Origin of the sequence: Kosakonia pseudosacchari (genome assembly GCF_900184035.1) — a bacterium.
Taxonomy (GTDB): domain Bacteria; phylum Pseudomonadota; class Gammaproteobacteria; order Enterobacterales; family Enterobacteriaceae; genus Kosakonia; species Kosakonia pseudosacchari.
In genome coordinates this window covers 281,018-304,202 of record NZ_FXWP01000025.1, presented here as the reverse complement: position 1 = coordinate 304,202, position 23,185 = coordinate 281,018, and the positions used below count along the sequence as shown (strand labels likewise).

At 54.6% G+C, this 23,185-nt stretch carries 21 protein-coding genes; 11 read left to right on the top strand and 10 right to left on the bottom strand.

Annotated features, from left to right (window positions below):
• Positions 1 to 350 precede the first annotated feature (350 nt).
• Positions 351 to 1,721 (top strand): pyridoxal-phosphate dependent enzyme, encoded by a 1,371-nt coding sequence (locus BN2591_RS20010; protein ID WP_086873574.1) that lies wholly within the window; start codon positions 351 to 353, stop codon positions 1,719 to 1,721.
• A gap of 10 nt (positions 1,722 to 1,731) precedes the next feature.
• A complete protein-coding gene (locus BN2591_RS20005; protein ID WP_086873573.1) occupies positions 1,732 to 2,874 on the top strand; it encodes a trans-sulfuration enzyme family protein in 1,143 nt (380 codons plus the stop codon).
• A gap of 20 nt (positions 2,875 to 2,894) precedes the next feature.
• Here BN2591_RS20005 and BN2591_RS20000 read toward each other — a convergent pair whose 3' ends face one another.
• Positions 2,895 to 4,223, bottom strand: coding sequence for a sensor domain-containing diguanylate cyclase (locus tag BN2591_RS20000; RefSeq protein ID WP_086873572.1), 1,329 nt, complete (start codon positions 4,221 to 4,223; stop codon positions 2,895 to 2,897).
• A gap of 763 nt (positions 4,224 to 4,986) precedes the next feature.
• On the opposite strand from BN2591_RS20000, the gene BN2591_RS19990 reads away from it, so the two are divergent.
• The 3 genes from BN2591_RS19990 to BN2591_RS19980 all read left to right on the top strand — a co-directional run bounded on the left by BN2591_RS19990 (position 4,987) and on the right by BN2591_RS19980 (position 6,388).
• A complete protein-coding gene (locus BN2591_RS19990) occupies positions 4,987 to 5,703 on the top strand; it encodes a nitroreductase family protein (RefSeq protein WP_086873570.1) in 717 nt (238 codons plus the stop codon).
• 124 nt (positions 5,704 to 5,827) lie between these two features.
• Positions 5,828 to 6,073: a type II toxin-antitoxin system CcdA family antitoxin gene (locus BN2591_RS19985; RefSeq protein WP_086873569.1), complete on the top strand. Its 246-nt coding sequence runs from the start codon at positions 5,828 to 5,830 to the stop codon at positions 6,071 to 6,073.
• 3 nt (positions 6,074 to 6,076) lie between these two features.
• Complete coding sequence (locus tag BN2591_RS19980) at positions 6,077 to 6,388, top strand: CcdB family protein (protein WP_086873568.1); 312 nt, start codon at positions 6,077 to 6,079, stop codon at positions 6,386 to 6,388.
• Between the two features lie 56 nt (positions 6,389 to 6,444).
• Here BN2591_RS19980 and BN2591_RS19975 read toward each other — a convergent pair whose 3' ends face one another.
• Both BN2591_RS19975 and BN2591_RS19970 read right to left on the bottom strand, forming a co-directional pair.
• The gene (locus tag BN2591_RS19975; RefSeq protein ID WP_086873567.1) at positions 6,445 to 7,566 is read right to left on the bottom strand and encodes a ribosomal protein uL16 3-hydroxylase; all 1,122 of its coding nucleotides are present in this window, start codon (positions 7,564 to 7,566) and stop codon (positions 6,445 to 6,447) included.
• Positions 7,567 to 7,630: 64 nt separating this feature from the next.
• A complete protein-coding gene (locus tag BN2591_RS19970) occupies positions 7,631 to 8,563 on the bottom strand; it encodes a LysR family transcriptional regulator (RefSeq protein ID WP_086873566.1) in 933 nt (310 codons plus the stop codon).
• 103 nt (positions 8,564 to 8,666) lie between these two features.
• On the opposite strand from BN2591_RS19970, the gene BN2591_RS19965 reads away from it, so the two are divergent.
• The gene (locus BN2591_RS19965) at positions 8,667 to 9,734 is read left to right on the top strand and encodes an SDR family oxidoreductase (protein WP_086873565.1); all 1,068 of its coding nucleotides are present in this window, start codon (positions 8,667 to 8,669) and stop codon (positions 9,732 to 9,734) included.
• Positions 9,735 to 10,077: 343 nt separating this feature from the next.
• On the opposite strand, the gene BN2591_RS19960 is transcribed toward BN2591_RS19965, so the two are convergent.
• Positions 10,078 to 10,653 (bottom strand): CGNR zinc finger domain-containing protein, encoded by a 576-nt coding sequence (locus BN2591_RS19960; RefSeq protein ID WP_086873564.1) that lies wholly within the window; start codon positions 10,651 to 10,653, stop codon positions 10,078 to 10,080.
• 138 nt (positions 10,654 to 10,791) lie between these two features.
• On the opposite strand from BN2591_RS19960, the gene BN2591_RS19955 reads away from it, so the two are divergent.
• The gene (locus BN2591_RS19955; RefSeq protein WP_086873563.1) at positions 10,792 to 11,673 is read left to right on the top strand and encodes an alpha/beta fold hydrolase; all 882 of its coding nucleotides are present in this window, start codon (positions 10,792 to 10,794) and stop codon (positions 11,671 to 11,673) included.
• 40 nt (positions 11,674 to 11,713) lie between these two features.
• Here BN2591_RS19955 and BN2591_RS19950 read toward each other — a convergent pair whose 3' ends face one another.
• Positions 11,714 to 12,475 carry a class I SAM-dependent methyltransferase gene (locus BN2591_RS19950; RefSeq protein WP_086873562.1) on the bottom strand — a complete coding sequence of 254 codons (762 nt, stop codon included), beginning with the start codon at positions 12,473 to 12,475 and terminating at the stop codon, positions 11,714 to 11,716.
• Positions 12,476 to 12,584: 109 nt separating this feature from the next.
• On the opposite strand from BN2591_RS19950, the gene BN2591_RS19945 reads away from it, so the two are divergent.
• Entirely contained in the window at positions 12,585 to 13,364 is a 780-nt protein-coding gene (locus BN2591_RS19945) for a helix-turn-helix transcriptional regulator (RefSeq protein WP_086873561.1), read from the top strand.
• A gap of 90 nt (positions 13,365 to 13,454) precedes the next feature.
• On the opposite strand, the gene ymcF is transcribed toward BN2591_RS19945, so the two are convergent.
• On the bottom strand, positions 13,455 to 13,643 hold the full coding sequence (ymcF, locus tag BN2591_RS19940) for a cold shock small protein YmcF (protein WP_086873560.1): 189 nt from the start codon (positions 13,641 to 13,643) through the stop codon (positions 13,455 to 13,457).
• Between the two features lie 9 nt (positions 13,644 to 13,652).
• Positions 13,653 to 13,865 (bottom strand): transcription antiterminator/RNA stability regulator CspE, encoded by a 213-nt coding sequence (gene cspE, locus BN2591_RS19935; protein WP_086873559.1) that lies wholly within the window; start codon positions 13,863 to 13,865, stop codon positions 13,653 to 13,655.
• Between the two features lie 383 nt (positions 13,866 to 14,248).
• Here cspE and uxuA point away from each other — a divergent pair, with 383 nt between their 5' ends.
• The 3 genes from uxuA to BN2591_RS19920 all read left to right on the top strand — a co-directional run bounded on the left by uxuA (position 14,249) and on the right by BN2591_RS19920 (position 18,108).
• Positions 14,249 to 15,316, top strand: a complete 1,068-nt coding sequence (uxuA, locus tag BN2591_RS19930) for a mannonate dehydratase (protein WP_086873859.1) — start codon at positions 14,249 to 14,251, stop codon at positions 15,314 to 15,316.
• A 66-nt stretch (positions 15,317 to 15,382) separates the two neighbouring features.
• Positions 15,383 to 16,717 carry a gluconate:H+ symporter gene (locus tag BN2591_RS19925; protein ID WP_086873558.1) on the top strand — a complete coding sequence of 445 codons (1,335 nt, stop codon included), beginning with the start codon at positions 15,383 to 15,385 and terminating at the stop codon, positions 16,715 to 16,717.
• Between the two features lie 185 nt (positions 16,718 to 16,902).
• Positions 16,903 to 18,108 (top strand): MFS transporter, encoded by a 1,206-nt coding sequence (locus tag BN2591_RS19920; protein WP_086873557.1) that lies wholly within the window; start codon positions 16,903 to 16,905, stop codon positions 18,106 to 18,108.
• 36 nt (positions 18,109 to 18,144) lie between these two features.
• On the opposite strand, the gene BN2591_RS19915 is transcribed toward BN2591_RS19920, so the two are convergent.
• The 3 genes from BN2591_RS19915 to BN2591_RS19905 all read right to left on the bottom strand — a co-directional run bounded on the left by BN2591_RS19915 (position 18,145) and on the right by BN2591_RS19905 (position 23,135).
• Positions 18,145 to 19,509 (bottom strand): HlyD family type I secretion periplasmic adaptor subunit, encoded by a 1,365-nt coding sequence (locus BN2591_RS19915; protein WP_086873556.1) that lies wholly within the window; start codon positions 19,507 to 19,509, stop codon positions 18,145 to 18,147.
• The gene (locus tag BN2591_RS19910; protein WP_086873555.1) at positions 19,496 to 21,682 is read right to left on the bottom strand and encodes a type I secretion system permease/ATPase; all 2,187 of its coding nucleotides are present in this window, start codon (positions 21,680 to 21,682) and stop codon (positions 19,496 to 19,498) included. Before BN2591_RS19910 ends, BN2591_RS19915 begins: the two co-directional genes overlap by 14 nt.
• Positions 21,683 to 21,782: 100 nt before the next feature.
• A complete protein-coding gene (locus BN2591_RS19905; RefSeq protein ID WP_086873554.1) occupies positions 21,783 to 23,135 on the bottom strand; it encodes a TolC family outer membrane protein in 1,353 nt (450 codons plus the stop codon).
• Positions 23,136 to 23,185 lie beyond the last annotated feature (50 nt).

Below are 23,185 nucleotides of genomic sequence, written 5' to 3'. Positions count from 1 at the left end.
CGATAATAATCAGCCGCAGTGATAATTCAAATAACCAAATGGACATTACTTATAACTAAAAACGCTAACGGAGGTGGAACAGGGGTTTTGACGATAAGACTTTATTTCGCAATGCATTGCCGAAAATTGCATAACTGCGGCGAACGTAAGGGGAAAAGTGCATGAAATCAGCGCAAAAACCCGCTTTTCTGGCAATCAATCCATCCGGACGACTGCATGTCTTGCCATCCTGACGGCTAAACAGCGTTTTATATTTCTATTCGTTCTAAACGCCGAATAAAGGTTCTTTAAACAGGCAAAATGACAGACCTATCATCCGCTCATTACGAATCTTTACGGGTGAATCCACAATGTCAGTCTTCCATTCAGTAACCGAATTGATCGGTCAAACACCGCTGTTGCAGTTGCATAAACTGGCGAGCGGGCCGTGCGAATTATTTCTCAAACTGGAAAACCAGAACCCTGGCGGCTCGATAAAAGACCGGGTGGCGCTGTCGATGATTAACGAAGCCGAACGCCGTGGTTTGCTCGCCCCTGGCGGGACAATTATTGAAGCCACTGCCGGTAATACCGGTCTGGGATTAGCGCTGATCGCTGCGCAAAAGGGCTATTCGCTGGTGCTGGTGGTGCCGGACAAAATGAGCCGCGAGAAGATTTTCCACCTGCGTGCGCTGGGCGCAAAAGTGGTGCTCACCCGCTCAGACGTTAACAAAGGCCACCCGGCTTACTATCAGGATTACGCACGCCGCCTGGCGCAAGAGACACCGGGCGCGTTTTACATCGACCAGTTCAATAACGAGGCCAACCCGCTGGCGCACGCCTCGACGACCGCGCCCGAACTGTTTCAACAACTGGACGGCAACATCGACGCCATCGTTGTTGGCGTGGGTTCCGGCGGCACACTTGGCGGGCTGCAAGCCTGGTTTGCTAAGCACTCGCCGCACACCGAGTTTGTTCTTGCCGATCCCGCCGGTTCGATCCTCGCCGATCAGGTTGAGCATGGCCGCTACAGCACGCCAGGTTCCTGGCTGGTTGAAGGCATTGGTGAAGATTTCATTCCACCGCTGGCGCACATCGACGGCGTGCGCAAAGCCTTTCGCGTGACCGATCGCGAAGCCTTCGCCACCGCCAGAGAACTGCTGCAACAGGAAGGAATTCTGGCGGGATCGTCCACCGGAACGCTGCTCAGCGCTGCCCTGCGTTACTGCCAGGCGCAAACCACGCCGAAACGGGTGGTGACGTTCGCCTGCGATAGCGGCAACAAATACCTGTCGAAAATGTTCAACGATGACTGGATGCGCCAGCAAGGTTTGCTCACGCGCCCTTCCAGCGGCGATCTCACCGATTTTATCGCCCTGCGCCACGACGAAGGGGCAACCGTCACCGCCGCGCCAGAGGATAGCCTCGCCGCCGTGCTGGCGCGCATGCGTCTGTACGATATTTCGCAACTGCCGGTGCTCGAAAACGGCCAGGTGGTGGGGATTGTCGACGAGTGGGATCTGATAAGCCACGTGCGCGGCGACAGTGCGCGGTTCGCGTTGCCGGTGAAAGCGGCAATGACCCGCAACGTGGAAATCCTCGATAAACACGCGCCGGAAAGTGCGCTGTACGCCATTTTCGATCGCGGCCTGGTCGCGGTGATCGCCGACAACGGCCGCTTTATCGGCCTGATAACCCGTAGCGATGTGCTAACCACCTGGCGCAACCGTCTTGAACAATAAGGGAAATAAAATGAAAACACTGGCAACGCAGAGCGTCCACAGCGGCGCATTCAACGACCAACACGGCGCGGTGATGCCGCCGATTTACGCCACCTCCACCTTCGCGCAGCCTGCGCCGGGGCAACACACCGGCTACGAATATTCGCGCAGCGGCAACCCGACACGCCACGCGCTGGAAACGGCGATTGCCGAGCTGGAAGGCGGCACGCGCGGGTACGCGTTTGCTTCCGGCCTCGCCAGTATCTCCACGGTGCTGGAACTGCTGGATAAAGACAGCCATCTGGTGGCGATTGATGATGTTTACGGCGGCACTTACCGCCTGATTGAAAATGTGCGCCGCCGCAGCGCCGGGTTACAGGTGAGCTGGGTAAAACCGGACGATCTCGCTGGCCTCGACGCCGCGATTCGCCCCGATACACGAATGATCTGGGTGGAAACGCCCACCAACCCGTTGCTGAAACTGGCAGATCTGGCGGCGATTGCCGCTATCGCCAAACGTCACAATATTCTCAGCGTGGCGGATAACACCTTCGCATCGCCGGTTATCCACCGCCCGCTGGAGTTAGGGTTTGATATCGTGGTGCATTCGGCCACGAAATACCTGAACGGGCACTCGGATGTGGTTGCCGGCTTGGCCGTGGTCGGTGATAACCCGGCGCTGGCCGAAAAACTCGGTTATCTGCAAAACGCCGTCGGCGGCGTGCTCGATCCGTTCAGCAGTTTCCTCACGTTGCGCGGCATTCGCACGCTTTCCCTGCGCGTGGAACGCCACAGCAGCAACGCGCTGGCGCTTGCCCGCTGGCTGGAACAGCAACCGCAGGTGGAGAAAGTGTGGTTTCCGTGGCTGGAATCGCACCCGCAATATCAGCTGGCGCGCAAACAGATGGCGCTGCCGGGCGGCATGATTTCGGTGGTCATCAAAGGCGATGACGCGCGGGCAACAGAGATTATCAATAAGCTGAAACTGTTCACGCTGGCGGAAAGCCTCGGCGGTGTGGAGAGCCTGGTCAGCCAGCCGTTTAGCATGACTCATGCGTCAATTCCGCTTGAACAGCGGCTGGCAAACGGCATCACACCGCAGTTGATCCGCCTGTCGGTGGGCATTGAAGATGAACACGATCTGATTGCCGACTGGAAAAACGCGCTGGCGTAATCACATCAATCGGGGAGCCATCAGGCTCCCTGCGACGTGAACGGGCTGTCCCACGCGGATACCACCTGGTTGCGGCCCTGTTTTTTCGCGGCATACAGCGCCGTATCGGCCCGGTGAATAAGACCGCTGGCAATCATATGCAGCGGTTTATCTTCAAAGGGCACTTGCCCGCCTTGCAATGTCGCCACGCCGATACTGATGGTCAAAAAACCGGTCGGGCTGGCCGCGTGTGGCACGCTAAGCGCGTTGATATTGCCACGCACATCTTCGGCGACATTCATCGCCTGCATCAGGTTCGTTCCCGGCAGGATAATCAGAAACTCTTCGCCACCGTAACGGCTGACATTATCGCCGCTGCGCAAGGGTGACGAGGTGAGCGTGCGGGCGACCAGGCGCAGACAATCGTCCCCGGCCTGATGCCCCTGGGTATCGTTGTAGTTTTTGAAATAGTCGATATCCGCCAGACACACCGACAGCGGGAAATCATCCTGCAAGGCGCGGGAAATCTCGCTCAGCAGACACTCATCCATATAGCGCCGGTTAAACAACCCGGTCAGATGATCGTGTTGCGCGTACTGTTGTAACACTTTGTTCGCGCTGGCGAGCTTGTGCTCCGCCTGGCGACGTTCGGTGATATCGACCCACGTCACCGACAACCCCACCACCATATCCATGGCGTCATGTACCGGTACGGCCTGAATATCGTAACAGCGATCGCGCCAGCCCAACTCGCGTGACGGCAGCGCCTCGCCTTTATCCGCCAGTCCGAAATCCGCCAGGAAAAAGGGCCAGTAATCGGGCATTAAACGCTGAAAGTGATCCTCTGTTTCCAGCGCCTCACCCAGCAATTTCGCCATCGCCTTGTTGGACATCACCAGACGCCCGTGGCGATCAATCATGCACAGCGCCACCGGCGTGGTTTCGTAAATGGTCTCCAGTTGCAGCACCCGCTCGCCCAGGTTGGAGATATTGCGATCAATGCCGCGATAACCGCGCAGCTCGCCCTGCTCATCAAACAGCGGGATACCGCTGGTTTCCAGCACCACAATGCTGCCATCGGCACGCTGATTGCGGTTGACCAGGCCAGAAAACGCACGCTTCTCCGCTACAATGGCACCAAACGCGCCCGCCACGCGTTCCGCTTCGCCCGGCGGCATAAAATCAAAAGGGGTTTTGCCAATCACCTCGCTGGGCGGTACGCCGAGCAATTCCGTGACGACATCGGAAGACCACGTATAGCGTCCCTGCGCGTCGACTTCCCACACCCAGTCAGAATTGTTGTGCAGCAATTCGAAGAGATGTTTCGCATCTTCTTCCCGGTGATCCAGCCGTTTTTTTTCATTATTCATGGTTTCTGTTCCGCATGGCCCGCTACGCGCGCAACAACTTGCCTGGTCAGCGTGGTGAAGGCAAGAAATATTCACCACAAAAATACATCTATCTAATTCGCTAAGGTGCGCGCTAACCCGATGAAAGTGAATAAGATTAACGCGCATTTTGGGGCGGTTTTTTACCCACCCTCTTATCTCAGAGAGCCGGTTTTACGCCTGCTTATCAAGGTCTTTTATCACCAGAAGTAATAATAACCACACTGTACACGATTTCATCAGGCTTTTTCATGCGGCGTATTATTTATCTCGCGGCAACGTGGCCAGAACGCGCGATTGATTTATGGGATACTTTATTCCATTAAAAATCATAGAGAAGGCCTGTCCAAATAAGTCAATTTACCTTAAGTGAAATTAATCCTCTTTTTGAATTTCCCGGTTAATATATTTTTACTTCGCCGATTTTCGTCATTGATATTTTTATTCGAAACAATGACTGCATATAAAGATGAATTAACGCATTCCGATTATTGTTGAATATTATTGAGCTTATTTCACCTGTAAGTTGAAAATCTATCACATAAGAGATGAATGGGACCTTCAGGATTATCTCAACAGCCTCGTCCTTTTCCATATCATCACGAGAGTGGTGCCGTGACACCTCTTTTTTATGCGCCAAATACCACGCTTTCCTTCATCTATTTGAAGGATGGAAATGCTCTGGCTTATGCTCTGATAATGACACTTTTACCCCCACTGACGCGCATGACAGGAGCCGCACCTGATGGATCCGTTTCAGCAAATATTGAAATCGACACTCGCCCGCACCGATGACGCTCCGCCGGCCATCAAGCCCCAGGCATTGCTGGAAGCGGAGTTAAAACCGAGGATTGCCCACGTTGCCGTGGACGACTTCCTCTCGCTCGCCAAAGCGCGCAGAACTATTTATACCCTCGGCAAAGATTTACCCATCGCCGAAGATGAGGTGGTTGACATCATTAAAGAGGCCATCCGCCAGGCGCCGTCGGCGTTTAACTCGCAAAGTTCGCGGGCGCTGATCCTGCTCGGTAAAGAGCACGATCGCTTCTGGGAGATGGTGCGCGACCAGTTGCGTAAAGTGATCCCGGCGGAGAGCTTTCACGCCACCTCCGATAAACTCGACGGTTTTGCCGCTGCTGCCGGTTCTGTGCTGTTTTTTGAAGATCAGGAAGTGGTCACTCACTTACAACGTCAGTACATCGCTTATGCCGATAATTTCCCCGTCTGGTCAGAACAGAGCAGCGGTATCGCCCAGTACGCGGTGTGGCTGGCGCTGGCGGAAAAGAGCATTGGCGCGAATCTGCAACACTACAACCCGTTAATTGATCTTGATGTTCGCGCCGCGTGGCAGATCCCGGAAAGCTGGAAGCTGCGCGCAGAGATGAATTTTGGTTCGATTGTCGCGGCCGCCGATGAAAAGAGCTATATCGACGACGATAAGCGCTTTATCGTCGCGAGATAAAGATGTTGCCCGCTAAGCGGGCAATTCTTTCTGTCTGCCGCGTGTTGTTATTGTACAAATTCTGTCTAGATGACATGCAAACACCTGCGTATACTACACACATTCATACACAGGAGGGGACATCATGCCTGCTACTGCAGCTAAACAGAGAAACAAGCAAAATGTCAGCGTGACCGTCGAGCGCGACCTACTGGAACAAGCGCGCAAAGAAGGCATTAACCTTTCGCAAACGCTGACGAACGCTCTGCAAGGCGAACTGCGTAATCTGGAAGCTGAGCGCTGGAAGCGCGAAAATGCTGCCGCCATTGCCGATTTAAATGAATTTATTGCCGAACGCGGCCACTTCTCGGATGAACACAGGAAGTTTTAATCCATGCAATATTCGGTTTATCGGAACAAAAGTAACAGCCGGGACTTCCCGTTTCTGCTGGATGTACAGAGCGATATTATCGGTAGCATGAACTCACGGGTGGTGATCCCGCTCTGCCCTCTGGCGGATTACAAAGATCGCCGCCGGGTTGAGCGGTTAAACCCGGTGCTGGAGATCGAAGGGAAACCGTATTTGTTACTGACCCACGATCTTGCAGGCGTCAGCCTGGCGATTTTGGGTGAAGAAGTGTGCAGTATGAATGCCCAGCGCGACGTGATCCGCAATGCGATGGATTTTATTTTTGACGGGATTTGAAGTGACTGAACACTTTACATGCTCAGTCACTTTCTTGCTGAAAGCACGAGTAACGTTTACTCGTCGAAGTACCAGTAACCCTGATTCACCAGATCGGTCAGCTCCTGGGCGAAAGCCGGGTTATCCAGCGCGTTGCCCAGCTCTTTCAGGCCGATAATGGTGTAGCGGCACAGCGCATCGGCGGCTTGCGCATCTGCGGTGTCCAGATATTCACTGTTGATAAAGACGCTGCCGTCAACGTTCAGCACGCGTAAACCGCTGAGACGCGTCAGCACCTGCCCCTCTTTTAACGCATCGACAATTTCCTCAACGCGATAATCGTCTGGCTCCGGTGCGACATCCAGTTCGTGGCGCGGCGTGGAGATAAAGCTACCAAACCACTGTTTGAAATGTTCCGGCTGGCTAACCAACTCAATCATCATATTGCGCACGCGCTCCAGCTCGTACGCGTCTACCCGGCCGGGATGTTCGCGGCAGGTTAAATCCGGGTCACTGTAATGCTCGTTTCCGAGGTCGTTTTCCAGTGCGTAGTCAGCAAAACTGCTGATCAGATCGCGGCCGTTCGGCCCACGAAAACCAATTGAGTAGTTGAACGCTTCCTGGTGAGTAAAACCGTCATGCGGGAATCCTGGCGGGATATAGAGAATGTCGCCCGGCTCCAGATCTTCATCAATGATCGGCGGGAACGGATCAACATGCAGCAACGCCGGGTGCGGACAGAACTGGCGCATCGGCAGTTTATCGCCCACACGCCAGCGGCGGCTGCCCATCCCCTGAATAATAAACACATCATACTGGTCAATATGCGGGCCAACGCCGCCGCCCGGCACGGAGTAGGAGATCATCAGATCGTCAAAACGCCACTCCGGCAGCACGCGAAACGGCTTCACCAGCTCGGCAGACGGCATATGCCAGTGGTTGACCGCCTGCGCCAGCAGCGACCAGTCTTTTTCGCCTAAATGATCAAACGATTCAAACGGGCCATTCCACGCCTGCCACTGACCATTCACATGGCTGACAATGCGGCTGTCGACTTCCGGCTCCATCGCCAGCCCTGCCAGTTCGTCTGGCGTAATCGGGTCGACAAAATCCAGGAACGCGCGTTTCAGGACAACGGGTTTCTTTTGCCAGTATTTTTCAAGAAATTCCGGCCAGTTGAGGTTGAGTTGGTAAGCCATAAATCACACCAGTGAGAAGGGAAACGGGGCTGATTATAAAGAGAGTCGGCTCCCTGGCGCCTTGTCATTGGTCAAGTGCGGGTGCGGCAAGCGGCGGAGATATCTCCAGCGCGCTGAGCGCTATCAGTAACGCGTCCACCTTTGGCAACAGCTGTTTGCGGCGCGGCCACACCAGCGTGAGCGCCAGCCCGTGCGGCTGGCATTGCGGCATAATCACCTGCAACTCGCCACGCTGCACGTGCGCATGCACCAGCCAGGTCGGCATCTGTCCGACGCCTAACCCGGCGCAAAGCGCCTGTACCTGCGCATCAACATCGCCGAGTGCCATGCGATATGGCACGCTGCGCCACTCCGGGTGCCCGTCGGCGGTGGTAAATAGCCACGGTTTAGTACTGCCATCCACCCGCTCATAAAGAATGGCCCTGTGCTGCATCAGCTCCGCCTCGCTTTGTGGTATTCCGGTGCGTTGCAGGTAATCGGGCGCGGCGCAAAACACCATCCTTTCACGACCAATTTGTCTGCACCCCAGCGATGCGGGCAGATCGACGGTTTGCCCGATGCGTACAGCAACGTCGATCCCCTCATCGAACAGATCGACAAAACGATCGGAGAAAGTCAGGCTAAGATCAATTTCCGGGTGCTGCTGACAAAACGGGATCAGCAGCGGCATCACGCCCAGCCGCCCGTAGGTATTCGGCACAGCGAGGCGCAACCGCCCGGAGGGAATGGTGCGATGTGCCGCCAGCACGGATTCGGCTTCCGCCAGCTCCTCCAGGATACGAATGCAGGTCTGGTAATACGCGTTCCCGGCATCGGTGACTTCAAGGCGGCGCGTGGTGCGCTCCAGCAAACGCGAACCCAGCCGCGCTTCGAGGCGGGCGACACTTTTACTCACCGCCGAGCCGGTCAGATGCAGACGCGCCGCCGCAGCGGTAAAACTCCCCTCTTCGACGCAGGCAACAAAGGGGACGATATCTTTCAGACGTTGATCGCTCATGGCATTAGTGAATTTACGTTACGAATGGTGTGAATTAATACCAGAGATAAGAAATTAATTCTCTATTAGCCTGTGAGGTAGACGAAACGTAGAGGAACATCTCATGCAGAAAAAAGCATTAATTGTCGGCATCAGCGGCGTGATTGGGCGAGCGCTGGCAGAAAAACTGCTGGCAGAAGGCTGGCAGGTTGCAGGTTTATCACGCGGACGCGGCGCGGTTCCGACGGGCTGTACCAGCCTGACGGCGGATTTAACCGACGCGGCGGCGGTCAACGAGGCGCTGAAAAATGGGAAACCCGATGCGCTGTTCTTTAGCGTCTGGGCGCGCCAGGAGAATGAAAAAGCCAATATTCGCGTCAATGGCGCGATGGTGAAAAATGTCATTGAGGCGCTGGGCGAGCGCCTGGCCGGGGCGCATGTCGCGCTGGTCACCGGTATGAAACACTATCTTGGCCCGTTCGAAGCCTACGGCAAAGGCAATGTGCCGGTAACGCCTTTTCGCGAAGAGCAGGGCCGCCAGGACGTGGATAATTTCTACTATGCCCAGGAAGATGAAGTGTTCGCCGGGGCGAAAAAATACGGTTATCGCTGGAGCGTACATCGCCCGCACAGCATCATCGGGTATGCGCTCGGCAATGCAATGAACATGGGCCTGACGCTGGCGGTTTATGCCACGTTGTGCCGCGAAAAAGGCTGGCCGTTTATCTTCCCCGGCTCACCGGAGCAGTGGAACGGTGTTTCCGATGTGACCGACGCCGGTTTACTGGCAGAACAACTGATCTGGGCGGCGGTGAGCGACGGCGGCGCGAACGAAGATTTTAACGCGGTAAATGGCGATGTGTTTCGCTGGAACTGGCTATGGCCACGGCTGGCGGCCTATTTCGGCATTGAAGCGGCCGCCTTCCCGGCGAGCATGATGCCGCTGGAAGGGCGCATGCAAGAGGCGCAAGCCGCGTGGACAGAGATCGCGGACAAGTATCAACTGGCAGAAGCGGACATCGGTAAGCTGGCCTCCTGGTGGCACACTGATGCCGATCTCGGTCGCCCGATGGAAGCCTTTGCCGACATGAGCAAGAGCCGCAAAGCCGGGTTTACCGGTTATCGCAGCACTCTGGACTCCTTCACCGCGCTGTTTGACCGCCTGAAAGCGGAGAATATTATCCCGCGCTAAGCCATCATTTTGCCCGGCAGTTAGCTATGCCGGGTACTCCCTCAGTTCATTTTCAACGCCGACTGCGGGCATAGTTCCGGGATTGCCCCTTGCTGCGCCTCAATATGCACCGTTTTCCCCTGCCCATTCACATACCGTATTTGGCGGCGATATTACTGTGCCGCAAAGTGACATTTTGCGCGGTCAATTCCGGCAAACCGCTGACGATCACCGCGTGGCTGGCATTGGTCGCGGTGAGATATGAAATATCGACGCCGTTGATTTTCGGTGTTAAGGCAGACGTTGCGCGAGGACTACGTGCAAAGCGCTTATTTCAGCGCGAGTGATGCATGCTGCCCACGTATTAATTGTTTTTGGCCCGAAACCGGGCAACTTTCGCCCGGTTGCCGCACAGCGCCATGCTGCACCAGCGGCGGCGATGCGCTTTGGTTTTATCGTAAAACCACAGGGTGCAATCCGGGTGCTCGCACTGGCGGACATAGTCAAACTGCCCGTTTGCCAGTAACGCCGCCGCCTGCTCGGCGACCGGTGCCAGCGCTTGCTGCGGTGTATCAAGGCGATAAACGCGCTGCGTTTGCGGTGCGCCTTGCTCATCAACGTCGAGGCGTAAGTGGCTTTGCGCCTGCGCCAGCCAGCCATTCAGCGCATCCAGCGACAGTTCGCGCCCGTGCTTTTTCTCTTCGACAAGCTGGCGGATCACTGCGCGCAACTTACGCGCTTCAGTCAACAACTCTCCGGACTTTGCCATCGCGTTAACCTGCAAACCGATGTGCCGTAACCACTGGCGCACATCGTCATCGGATTGCCAAAAGTCATGCGGCGATTTTTCCGCCATCGCCAGCGTGTTAATGAAATCCAGCGCGTGATCTTCGGCAATAAACCACGGGCCTTCCGCGCCGGGTAATGTGGCTGCTGTCATGGTTTTTCTCTCCCCTGGTTTTTAATGCGAACATTGTAACCGATAAAATAGATTTTACACAGTTACATTCTTTCGCCATACTCAGCGTCGAAGTAACCCTATAAATTAACTTTTAATGGTTTCAAAAGAGGTGACGATATGGCTGCCAACACGCATTTCCCGGTTCGCTATCAGTATGCAAACGCCGATGGCGTCAATGTGTTTTATCGTGAAGCCGGTAACCCCGAAAACCCGGTATTACTGCTGCTGCACGGTTTTCCCAGCTCTTCGCATCAGTTTCGCGAACTGATTCCCCTGCTGGCAGATAAGTTTCACCTTATCGCCCCGGATCTGCCCGGCTTCGGCTTTACTGAAGTCCCCGCTGAACGCCATTACACCTATAGCTTTGATGGGCTGGCAAACACGTTGATTGCCTTTGTCGATGCGCTGAATTTGCAACATTTCGCGATGTATGTTTTCGATTACGGCGCACCGACCGGATTGCGGCTGGCGCTGCATTATCCGCAGCGGGTGAGCGGGTTTATTTCGCAAAATGGCAATGCCTATCTGGAGGGTTTAGGCGACGCATGGGCGCCAGTTCAGGCTTACTGGCACGCGCCGACAGCGGAAAACCGCCAGGTCGTTCACGACGCGATCCTCAATCTGGAAGGGACAAAATGGCAGTATCTGCACGGCGTGCGCGACCCGGAAACTGTCGCACCGGAAGGTTATCAACTGGATACATTATTGATGGAGCGCCCCGGGAATAAAGCGATCCAGCTGGATCTGTTTCTCGATTACGCCAACAATCTGAAGCGCTACCCGGAGTTTCAGGCCTTTTTCCGCACTCATCAGCCACCCGCCCTGATAATCTGGGGCGAGCACGATCCGTTTTTTATCCCGCCAGGCGCGCACGCTTATAAACGCGATAACCCAAATGCGGTGGTCGAGTTGCTTGATACCGGCCATTTCGCACTGGAAACCCATGTCGGCTACATTGCCCAGCGCATTCGTGATGTGATCGGTAACGCGATTGGCTAAGAAACCGGTGCGCCCCGCGTGGTGGGCGCACCAGCTTTGCTTACGCGCGCGTCTGAAACATCAGCGTGTCGGACGTAAATGAGCCATCGTCGCCAATGAGAAAGTGCGCTTTCACCTCATCCGAGCTTTGATTTTGCAGATAGCGGATCGCCGCGCGTAATACTTCCGGCGTGTTCATGCGTTCCACCCAGGCGTGATATTCCAGCGCCAGCCGATCAGAAACCATCTTCTCAACCAGCATGCCGCTTTGCTGGGTCATTTGCAGCCACTCGGCCGGGGAGTAGTTGCGTACATGGGACGGATCGCGCAGCACTTCAATGGTTTGCAGCCAGATATCCAGCACCGGGCGGCCGGGCGAGGCGATATCCATCAGGATAAATTTCCCGCCGGGTTTCAGCACACGTTTTACTTCGCGCAGCGCGAGTGCGACATCATGCCAGTGATGTGCCGAGTAGCGGCTGATCACCACGTCAAAAGTATTGTCGGCGAAGGGCAGCTTTTCCGCCGCGCCGTGTGCAGTGGTGATGTTGTTTAACTGACGATCGCTCGCCGCCTGGCGCACGACCGCCAGCATTTTTTCAGACAAATCATACGCTGTCACTTCGCGCACCACGCCTGCGGCGGCAAAACTGGCGTGCCCGGCACCACAGCCTAAATCCAGCAGCGAGGCATCCGCATCAGTATGCAGCCACTCGACCAGACGCACTAAATCTGCGCCTTGCGCATGCACCTGGCTGGTCAGGTACGCCTGGGCCTGATCGCCAAACTGCTTTTTTGTTAACTCATGATGATTAATCGCCATTCTCTTCTTCCTTTTTTAGCACGACAAAAAGTTGCTCTTTGGCGACTATACGACCGCCTTTATAGGGGTACAATATGTGTACTTATACTGGTATTAGTGAGTACCACCCATGGAAAGTACTTTATTTGCCGGGCCGAAAACCCTTGGCGCTTTTTTGCGATCGCAGCGGGAAAACACCGCGCCTGCGGATATTGGCTTGCCGGCGCAAGGGCGGCGGCGCACGCGCGGATTGCGGCGGGAAGAAGTGGCGCAACTTAGCGGTATCAGTACCACCTGGTATACATGGATTGAACAGGGACGGGATATTGTCGTTTCGCCGCAAACCCTGTCGAATATCGCCAGCGTGTTAAAAATGACCGCCGCAGAACGCAAGTATTTGTTTCACCTGGCATTGCAAAACGATCCGCAGGAAGAGCACGTCATCACTGTCGAATCTTCGGTGCTGGCCACGGTGAATCAGATGGCCTGCCCCTGCTATTTGTTAGATTTGACGTGGAATATGCTGGCGTGGAATAAACCCGCTGAGGCACTGTTCAGCGGCTGGCTGGATAACGACGCCCAGCCGAATATGATGAGCTTTATGTTTCGCCATCCGCTGGCGCAAACGCTGGTTGCCAACTGGGAAACACGCGCCAGCCGGATTGTCGCCGAGTTACGCGCGGACGCGATGCACTACCCGCACGACAAAGAGCTAAACCAGTTTGTGCAAAGCCTAAGCAACGATAGCGAATTATTTCGCGCGTTCTGGTCGCGCCAGCAAGTGGTAGTGCGTGAGGGGGGCGAGCGCGTTTTTCATCATCCGCAGCAAGGCGAGTTGCACTACCGGCAGATGACCTGGCAGCTAACCAGCAACCGGTCGATCAAAATGATTATGTTAATGGACGAGTAATTCGCGTGCGGGTTGGGTATATCGCAGAAACAAATGGCGTTAATTGCTCAACATAAAAAAAACAGGCCAGAAAACTGACCTGTTTTTTTATTATTTACGGAATTCCCGTGGTGCCTGGCTGGCCTGAACAAATGCGGTGATATTATCAAATGTGATCATTGCTGATTTGCAAAAAATACATTTGGCACCTGCCGGATTTTTCTCAGTCATATCGAAACAGGAAGTTCGGTATTGCGACCCGTGGCAGCACGGGCAGCGAAAATGAATATGGTTAATAATTCTAAATCCTTAGCGCGGAATCACGTTCGCCGCAGCCGGACCTTTCGGGCCGTTCTCAATAGTAAACTCAACCTCTTGATTTTCTTCAAGAGTACGGAATGCATTGCTCTGGATAGCGGAGAAATGTACGAATACATCTTTGCTGCCATCTTTCGGAGTAATGAAACCGAAACCTTTCTCAGCGTTGAACCATTTAACGATACCGTTCATTTTAGTAGACATGCTTGTTACCTTCTTTTTTTTCGCCGAATGCGGCAGTAATGGTCTGAGACATTATTTTTATCAGAGTGTAAAGCGAAGACCCAAAAAGAAGTAGCAAGGAGGTACTTAGAGATGAGAAAGACTTTAGTGAACTGCTGGAGATAATGATTTATCAAACCGACGACGCATTAACGCACGGTTGCTTTGGCAGCGCAAGCACTATTTTAAAAATATTTGTCAGTAAAACGTTATCAGCAGATTAACGCGCTGTTCTGTTTGCTTCTTAGGGATTCACCCCCGACAAAGGGGTTTGTGTGAAGTGGATCGCACAAATGCGCTTACCATCCGGCTATTATCAATACTAGTATGGTAGTTAAGCGAAACGTTTAAGGGTGGTAATGAGCATGCAAATGACAATGCGCTGGTTTGGTCCAGTTGAAGACAAAATCCCGCTGGAGCACATCCGGCAAGTTCCCGGCGTCGAAGGTGTCGTTGGTGCGCTTTATGATGTTCCGGTTGGCGATGTGTGGCCAAAAGAGAAAATCCGCGCGCTTGCCGATCAGGTACATCAGGCCGGATTAAAGATGGAAGTCATTGAAAGCGTTAATATTCATGATGATATCAAAATTGGCCTGCCCAGCCGCGAGCAGCTCATTGCCAACTACCAGCAGACCATCCGCAACCTGGCGGAAGTCGGCGTGAAGGTGATTTGCTATAACTTCATGCCGGTTTTCGACTGGATGAAAACCGACATGAACTACGTTCTGCCAGACGGTTCACTCACCATGGCATTCGAGAAAAAAGGTATCGATAAAACGCTCGATGAAGTCGTAAAAGAGGTGCTGGAGAATTCCAACGGTTTCGCCCTGCCCGGCTGGGAGCCAGAACGTCTGGCAAAAGTGCAGGAGCTGTTTGCCAAATATAAAGATGTCGACGACACGAAATTGCGCGCAAACCTGGTGTATTTTCTTGAGCGCATTATTCCGGTGTGTGAAGAAGTAGGCATAAAAATGGCCATTCATCCGGACGATCCGCCATATTCTATTTTTGGCCTGCCGCGTATTGTAAAAAACCGCGACGATCTCGACTGGATTTGTAATGCCGTGGATTCGCAAGCCAATGGCATTACTTTATGCACCGGTTCCATTGCTGAAGATCCGGATAATAATGTCTACCAAATCCTCGCAGAATTTACCCGCCGCAAACGTATTCACTTTGCTCACGTAAGAAATATTAAACTCATTAAAGATAAAGATTTTTATGAGTCGGCACATTTATCCCGCTACGGCTCGCTGGATATGTTTCAGATAATGAAATCCCTCTACGATAACGGCTTTGATGGTTATATTCGCCCCGATCACGGCCGCTTTATCTGGGGCGAAACCGGGCGTCCGGGCTACGGACTTTATGACCGCGCCCTCGGTGTCACCTACCTGCACGGCCTGTGGGAAGCGCTCGAAAAACAACATTAATTAAATGTCATTCAGGCCGGTGGCTCCACCGGCTTTTATTTCAGGCAAATCCGTAAGGTATTCTCTATGTCCCCGCTGTTAGCATTATTTTGGGTGCTGGTTGGTATTGCACTCTTAGTCGTTATGAATCTTAAATATAAATTTCATAATATTTTCGCCTTACTGATCGCAGGGATATTTGTTGCGATCATGGAAGGTATTCCGCTGGATAAAATTGTTACGGTTATTCAGGACGGTCTGGGAAGTATTCTCGGCCATCTTGCGTTGATTATTATATTTGGCGCTATCATCGGAAAGTTCATGACGGAATCCGGTGCCAGCCAGCGTATTGCAGATAGCGTCATTGAACGCTGCGGTACGCGTTTTCTTTCGGTCGGGCTGATGTTTATTGGCGTTATATTTGGCATCGCCATGTTTTATGAAGTGGCATTTCTGATTGCCATGCCGCTGGTGCTGAATATCGCTAAAAAAGCCAATATCCCGTATATGAAATTAGTGGTGCCTACCGTGGTTGGCGCAACCATGGGGCACAGCCTTTTCCCGCCGCAGCCCGGCCCGGTAGCGCTCATCAGTGCGTTCAACGCCGACATCGTGCAAGTCTATCTGTACGGCATTTTAGTCATTATCCCGGCGCTGTTTTGCGCGGGCATTCTGCTGCCAAAATACCTGCCGGGCATTAACGCCATTCCGTTGAATTCGCTGCTGAAACCGGTCGAAGAGAAAACCGCTCAGGATCTGCCCCCGTTTAGCATCAGCATTCTGATCCCGCTGATCCCGGCGGTGCTGATGATTGTCGCATCGATTATCAAAGGGTTAATGCCCGCAGGCTCGGAGCTGGTAAAAGTCTGCACCTTCTTTGGCAGCGCGGAAATCAGCATGCTGTTAGCCACGCTGGCGGCAGTCTGGTTGCTGGGCATCAGGCGTGGGATGTCGGCTGAAGGCGTCACCCACTGCGCCAGCGACGCGATTGCGAAAATCGCCAATGTGCTGTTTGTCATTAGCGCCGGCGGCATTCTGAAACAGGTGATTGTGGTTTCCGGTGTGGGGAACCATATTGTGGACATTATGAGTCACGTCCCGCTGTCGCCGTTCATCGTGGCGTGGATAATCACAGCGATAATTCGCATTCTCACCGGACAGGGCGCCGTCGCCGCTATCACTTCGGCGGGTATCGTTGCACCGATGGTCAGCGCGTTTCACCTCAACCCGGCGCTGATGTGCCTGGCCGTAGCCTGCGGCAGCAACACCATTACGCTGATGTACGACGGCGGTTTCCTGCTGTTTAAAGAGACGTTCGGCATTTCGATGAAAGACACCTTCAAAACCTGGGGGCTGCTGGAGTTAATTAACTCGGTGGTCGGCTTAGGTATGGTTCTGCTGCTCAGCCTGTTTATCGCTTAACTGATGAAAACCAACGGGAACACGGATGTCCCCGCCCCTTCTCTTTCGCGAAAAGGGATGCTACGTTTATAAATCTCTGTAATTCATCAGGCTCGCCAATGTAACGACACTCTCTCTGTGAACACACTTTTGCACCGTGCGCTGTATGCCGCACGCGGTTTTCTGTTTACTTGAGAATGTCGACAATGAACACATTATTGATGGTACTGGTGCGCGCGCTGCGCCAGCACCGCTGGCTGTGCTTGTTTGGTAGCGCCTATCTTTTTTCTTCTATCGGCAATGGGTTAACGCAAACCCTGATCCTTGGCCAATTGCTACGCTGGCATGCCTCTCCGGCAACGCTCACGCTGAGCTATATGCTGGCTACGCTGCCCGGTTTTTTTGGCAGTTTATTAGGCGAATACGGCTGTCGGCGTGTCTCGCCGCTGCGTTTACTGTTGCTGTGTGAGCTTATTGGCCTCGCCGGGCTGCTTTTCCCTCTTTACGGCTTACTGGCGCACAGCATTCCCGCGCTGCTTGCTGTGCAATCACTCGAAGCATTTGCCGCCGGGTTATCCTGGCCTGCCATGAGTCTGGTTTTTAAACGAGGTTTAAGCGCAAACGAACTGCCTGCGGCGACCAGCATGGAAACCGTGATCTTCGCCTCTCAGGTGCTGCTGGGCGCAGGTGCCGGTGTTGTTCTTTTTGACCGGGTATCGCCGGTAACGCTGCTTTCCATTGATGCCATCAGTTTCATGTTCTCTACGGTGTTGCTATGCGCCACGGCACGTTACCTTCCGCCGGTAAGCCATGAGGATCGCCCCGAAAAGAGCGTGACACTGCGCTGGCTTGATTTACCGGTCATACAAAAACGCAGCCTGCTGTTGTTACCGGCCCTTGCCGCTGTTGGCGCGCCGGCAATGGCGCTGCTCCCGGCGCTGATACAACAAATGCGGCCCGCTGAAGCCACCGACCTCGCCCTGCCACTTATCTTTGCGCGCAGCCTGGGCCAGCTTTGCGGCCCGTTGCTGCTAAACGCCGATAACCTCAAGCGCTATGCCAGCCACAACCGTTATCTCGTTGGCTGTTTACTGGCCTTTCTGGCGGCGTACTGTGTGCTGCCGGGTTTAACCTCCTATCCTGAAACCGCGCTACTGATTATCTTTGCCGCTCATCTGGCGTCAAATATGGTCTTTGCCGTCGGGACATTCGGCCTGCTGCATAATTTCCATGCCGACGCCGTTCCCGCCGCCACGGCAAAAGTGTGGCGCTGGCAATCGTGCTGCGCCGCTGTGGCGACACTGATTGCCGCCTTACTGGCGGCAGAATGGGGAGCCGCGCAGGCGTTATATATGGTTTCGTTCAGCACACTGTCGCTGGTGATGATGGTGCTTTTGCGCTATCGCCGCTAAGCGCAAAGGGAGGCAACCCATGCCTCCCTTTCGCTGTTACCGCTCCCGCAGCGCTTCCGCTTTGGCGCGCAGTATCGGTTTGAGCAGGTAGTGCAGGATGGTGCGCTGGCCGGTAATAATATCCACCGACGCCACCATGCCTGGAATGATCAATAACGGTTTATCATCCGGGCCAAGATGATTTTTATCCGTGCGCAAACGGATCACGTAAAAGCTGTTGCCATCTTTGTCGGTCACCGTATCCGGGCTGATTTGCACCAGTTCGCCCGCCAGCCCGCCATAAATGGTGTAGTCATACGCGGAAAACTTCACAATCGCCTGCTGGCCGGGGTGTAAAAAAGCAATATCCTGCGGGCGAATTTTGGCTTCCACCAGCAAGCGGTCATCCAGCGGCACAATTTCCACCATATCGCTGCCGGGTTGGATCACCCCACCAATGGTGTTCACCATCAGTTGCTGCACAATCCCTCTGACCGGCGAGGTCACCATCGTACGGTTCACCCGGTCTTCAATCGCCTTACCGGTTGCTTCCGCTTTACTCAGATCAGTCCGCGCCTGGTTGAGTTGCGTCAACGCCTCGCTGCGGTTGCCATCCAGCGTTTCGTTAATTTTATTGGTGATCTCGTTCACCGCCGCGACAGCGCCGGGAACGGCGACCGTCATTGAATCCAGTTGCCCGCGCGTTTCCACTTCGGTGCGCCGTAAACGCAGCACTTCCACCCGGGAAATCGCCCCTTTGGCGATCAGCGGCTCAGAAAGGTTAATCTCCTGCTGCAAAAGCCCAAGGCTCTGTTTGTACTGCGCCGCTTTGGTTTGCAGGTCGATAAGCTCCTGCTTTTTCTGCACCAGTTGCTCATTCAGCCCGGCAACCGTGCTTTGTAGCTTGCTGTTAATACTGAGGAACAGAGCCATTTCACCTTTGGCGATATCCGGTGCCTGCTGGATTATCTCCGGCGAGAGTGTCAGCGTCGTCGCCCCATTCACCTGCGCCGTTAAGCGCTCAATACGCGCCTGTAACGCCATACGGTCGGCCTGGGTTTCCCCGGCGTTGGAGCGAAAACGGGTATCGTCGAGCCGAATCAGCGGCGCGCCAGCATTCACCACTTCGCCCTCGTGAACATACACCTGGGCGACAATTCCCCCTTCCAGATTCTGAATTTTTTGCAGACGTGAAGAGGGGATCGCCCGGCCTTCTCCCCGCGTCACCTCATCAATGTCGGCAAACGACGCCCAGCCAATCATCAGGATAAAAAAGATAAAAATCGCCCACAGCGTAATACGGATCACACGCGGCGAGTCATCAAGTAACGCCTGATTCACTTCATTGATGGCCAAAGGCGACGTTTTTTTGTCACCGAACAGCCAGCTCATCAGGCGGCTAAGCAGATCAACGATTCGCATGGATTTGCCCCTTTTTCAGTGCGCTCATGACGCTCTCTTTCGGGCCATCGGCGATGATTTTGCCGTTATCGAGAATGATCAGACGCTCAACCAGCGAGAGTAACGAAGCGCGGTGCGTCACCAGCAGCAACGTCTTGTCGGCGACGACCGGGATCAGCGCCTTTTTGATCAGCTCCTCGCTGGTGTTATCCATTGAGCTTGTGGGTTCATCCATCAGCAAAATCGGCGGATCAAGCAGCAACGCCCGCGCGAGCGTAACCGCCTGGCGCTGACCGCCGGAGAGGTTCATCCCCCGCTCGCCAATCCGCATGTTGTAGCCCGAAGGGTGGCGGCGGGCGAAATCGTGTACACCCGTGATGATGGCCACCCGCAGCATCGCCTCTTCGCCAACGTAACTTGCGCCATACAGCAGGTTTTCCCGCAGCGTGCCGCTAAACAGATGGATATCCTGCGGGGCGTAGCCAATGTTGTGGCGCAAATCGTGAACATCAATCTGGCGGGAGTCGATATCGTCAATCAGCACACTACCGGCATCCGGTTGATAAAACCCCACCAACAGCTTCGCCAGCGAGCTTTTACCGGAACCGCTGCGGCCGATAATGCCGATTTTTTCGCCCGGCTTAACGGTCAGCGTAATGTTATTGAGCGAGGTGTACTGGTTGTTCGGATAACGAAACGTGACATCGCGAAACTCCAGCGCGCCGGAGAGTTTCTCGCGCCTGAGCGGCACATCCTCTTCATGAATTTCCTGCTCCAGATCCAGCATGCGATCGACGGTAGCTTTGGTCATTTTGGCCCGCTGATAACGGGTTATCAGGCTACAAAGTTGGCCCACCGGCATCATGGCGCGCCGGTGCAACAAATAGCAGGCCACCAGCCCGCCCATACTGAGCGAGCCACCAATAATGATGTAAACCCCGGCGACAATGATCGCCACACCGCTCGCCTGCTGGATCCACGACGTGAAGTTCACCGCCACAAAAGAGAGCGATTTAACTTTCATCTCCAGCTTGCTGAGCTGACCGATAATCTGCTCCCACTGATACTGGCGCTCGCTCTGCGCGTTGTTCACTTTAATGGCGTCCAGCCCGGTGAGCGTTTCAACCAGCATTGCCTGGCGTTCGCTGGATAAGCGGTAAGTTTTTTGCACCTGCGACATCAGCGGGCGCTGGAGCAGCCAGTTACCGATGAGCGCAATCGGGTAAGAGATAAGCGGGATAAACACCAGCGGGCCGCCGATAACGCCAATCACCAGCACGATCAGCAGCGTAAAGGGGAAATCAATCAGCCCGGTCAGCGTCAGTGACGAGAGGAAATCCCGCACCGACTGGTACTCCTGAAAGTTCTGCGAAAAACTGCCCACGCGGCTGGGGCGCAGCTTCATTTTCATCCCCAACAGGCGCTCAAACAGCGCGGCAGAGACAATCAAGTCGGTCTTTTTCCCGGCCAGATCGAGGCACATGCCGCGCAGCGTTTTCAAAATAAAATCAAACAAATAGGCAATGGTAATGCCAATCGCCAGCACCCAGAGCGTGGCCGTCGCCTGGTTGGGCACCACCCGGTCATAGACATTCATCACAAACAGCGGAGCCGCCAGCGCGATGATATTGACCAGCAGACTGGCGATAATCGCATCGGCATAGAGGAACTTCGACAGCCGCAGCGTATCCTGGAACCAGTTTCGCGTGCGCGGGATCGTAGCCGTGGGCTGGGTATCAAATTCGTGTTCCCGCTGGAGAAAAATCGCCGTGCCGCTATACCGTTCCGCCAGCGCATCGCCCGCCAGCGTGATTTCTCCGCCTTCGGTTTCACTCGGCAGTAACCGCGCCTGTTCCCCGTCCCAGCCAATCAGCACCGCGACCTGGTTATTTTCCAGCAGCACTATCGCCGGCAGCGATATTGACGAAATCGTCGCAAGCGGGCGCTGGAGCGTTCTGGCTTTCAGCCCCGCACGCTGCGCCGCACGCGGAAAAATGCTCAGCGTCAGTGAATGGTTTTTTAGCGGCAACCCGGATGTCAGCGAGTAGCGTGTGGTGGCGATATTATGCAATTTGCACACGATCATCAGACAATCCAGCAGTGGATCATCGTGCGTCTGCCGGGGATCGCTTCTGGCTACCTCTTCGTTAGAGGAAACCGGCAGCGCCTGAATGTCATCATTCGTCGACGTCATAATCTGACCTTGCAGGTTCGCGGAATTCCGCGATGGCGAAGACCCCAGAGGCGTTTTTCAGCGCAGTGGACTGAAATACCCTCTGCCCTGCCTGAACCTGTTATTTGAGCTCAGGCAATTCCACTTTCGTTGTGGGTGTGTCATCCAGCGGTTGTGCAGAAGAAGGCGGCTGGATATTAAGCGCTTTCAGCAACTCGCCGGTGCGCGCGTTAATGCGATACGTCGAAAACATCTCCGTGAACTGCATCTCCACATAGCGCTGTTGCGCGGTGAAGACTTCATTTTCACTGTCCAGCATATCCAGCAACGAGCGATCTCCGAGGCTGAACTGCTCCTGATATGCGCTGCGCACCGTCACACTGCGATCGGCATAATCTTTCGCGATCGGCACCTGTTTTTGGGCGTTTTGCAACGCGTTCCAGGCCAGCCGCAGCTCTTCGTTTAACTGGCGTAACGCGTTATTTCTGACATCCTGCGCTTCGCGCATTTTGTAGGCGAAAGAGGAGAGCGTGGCGCTGTCGCTGCCGCCGTTGTAGAGGTTGTAGCGCATGCGCAACATGGCCTGCCACTCCTGGTTGTGGCCGCGCGTACCGTCAACGTTGTTATCCATGGTGCGCCCCACTTCCACACTGACGTTGGGGTAAAACCGCGACTTCGCCGCTTCATATTGCTGGCGCGTCGCTTCAACATCGGCAGCGGCTTGTTTTAATAACGGGCTGTTTTTCAACATCGACTGACGGGCCTCTTCCAGCGAAGCGGGTACCTTAAATTTCTCCGGCAGCGTGAGATCATTAGCTTCCTTCCCGGTTATGCTCTGGTAGTTCGCCAGCGAATCCTCCAGGTTGGTTTGCTCCGTAAGCAGGTTGTTTCGCGCCTGCGCCAGGCGGGCTTCCGCCTGCTCATAATCAGCCTGGCGGCCTACGCCCTGTTCGGTGCGCAGCGTAATCTGATCGAATACCCGCTGGTGGTTTTTCAGGTTCTCTTCCGCCAGCGCAACCAGTTGCCGGCGCATCAGCACATCGAGGTAATACTGAATCGCCTGCAGCGCGGTGGTTTCGCTGGTGTCCAGCACCGTCCATGCCCGGGAGTTCACCGTCGCGGTCTGGCGGGCAACTTCGTTGCGGGTGGCATAGCCGCTAAACAGATTTTGCGTCACCGTAATGCTCGATTCGCTGCGGTGTAAATTGCGCTGATGATCCCCGGCCGCACGCGTGGTGCTGTTATCCGATTGCTCCCAGCCGGTTCCTGCCGTGACATCCAGCGACGGTAAATACCCGCCTTTCGCCGCCCGCAGATCCTCATCCGCCGAATAACGTCGGTTAATAGATGCGCTGACTTCGGGGTGCCAGAGAATCGCCTCCTTCACCGCCTGCTCAAGCGTCGTGGCGTGCGCGCCGCTGGTCAGCAGCAGCGGGAGGGAAATCCCCCATAACAGCGGCTTGCGAGATAACATGTTGGCCTCCTGCTGTAGTCTGGAACTTATATGGATGTCTAAACAAACCG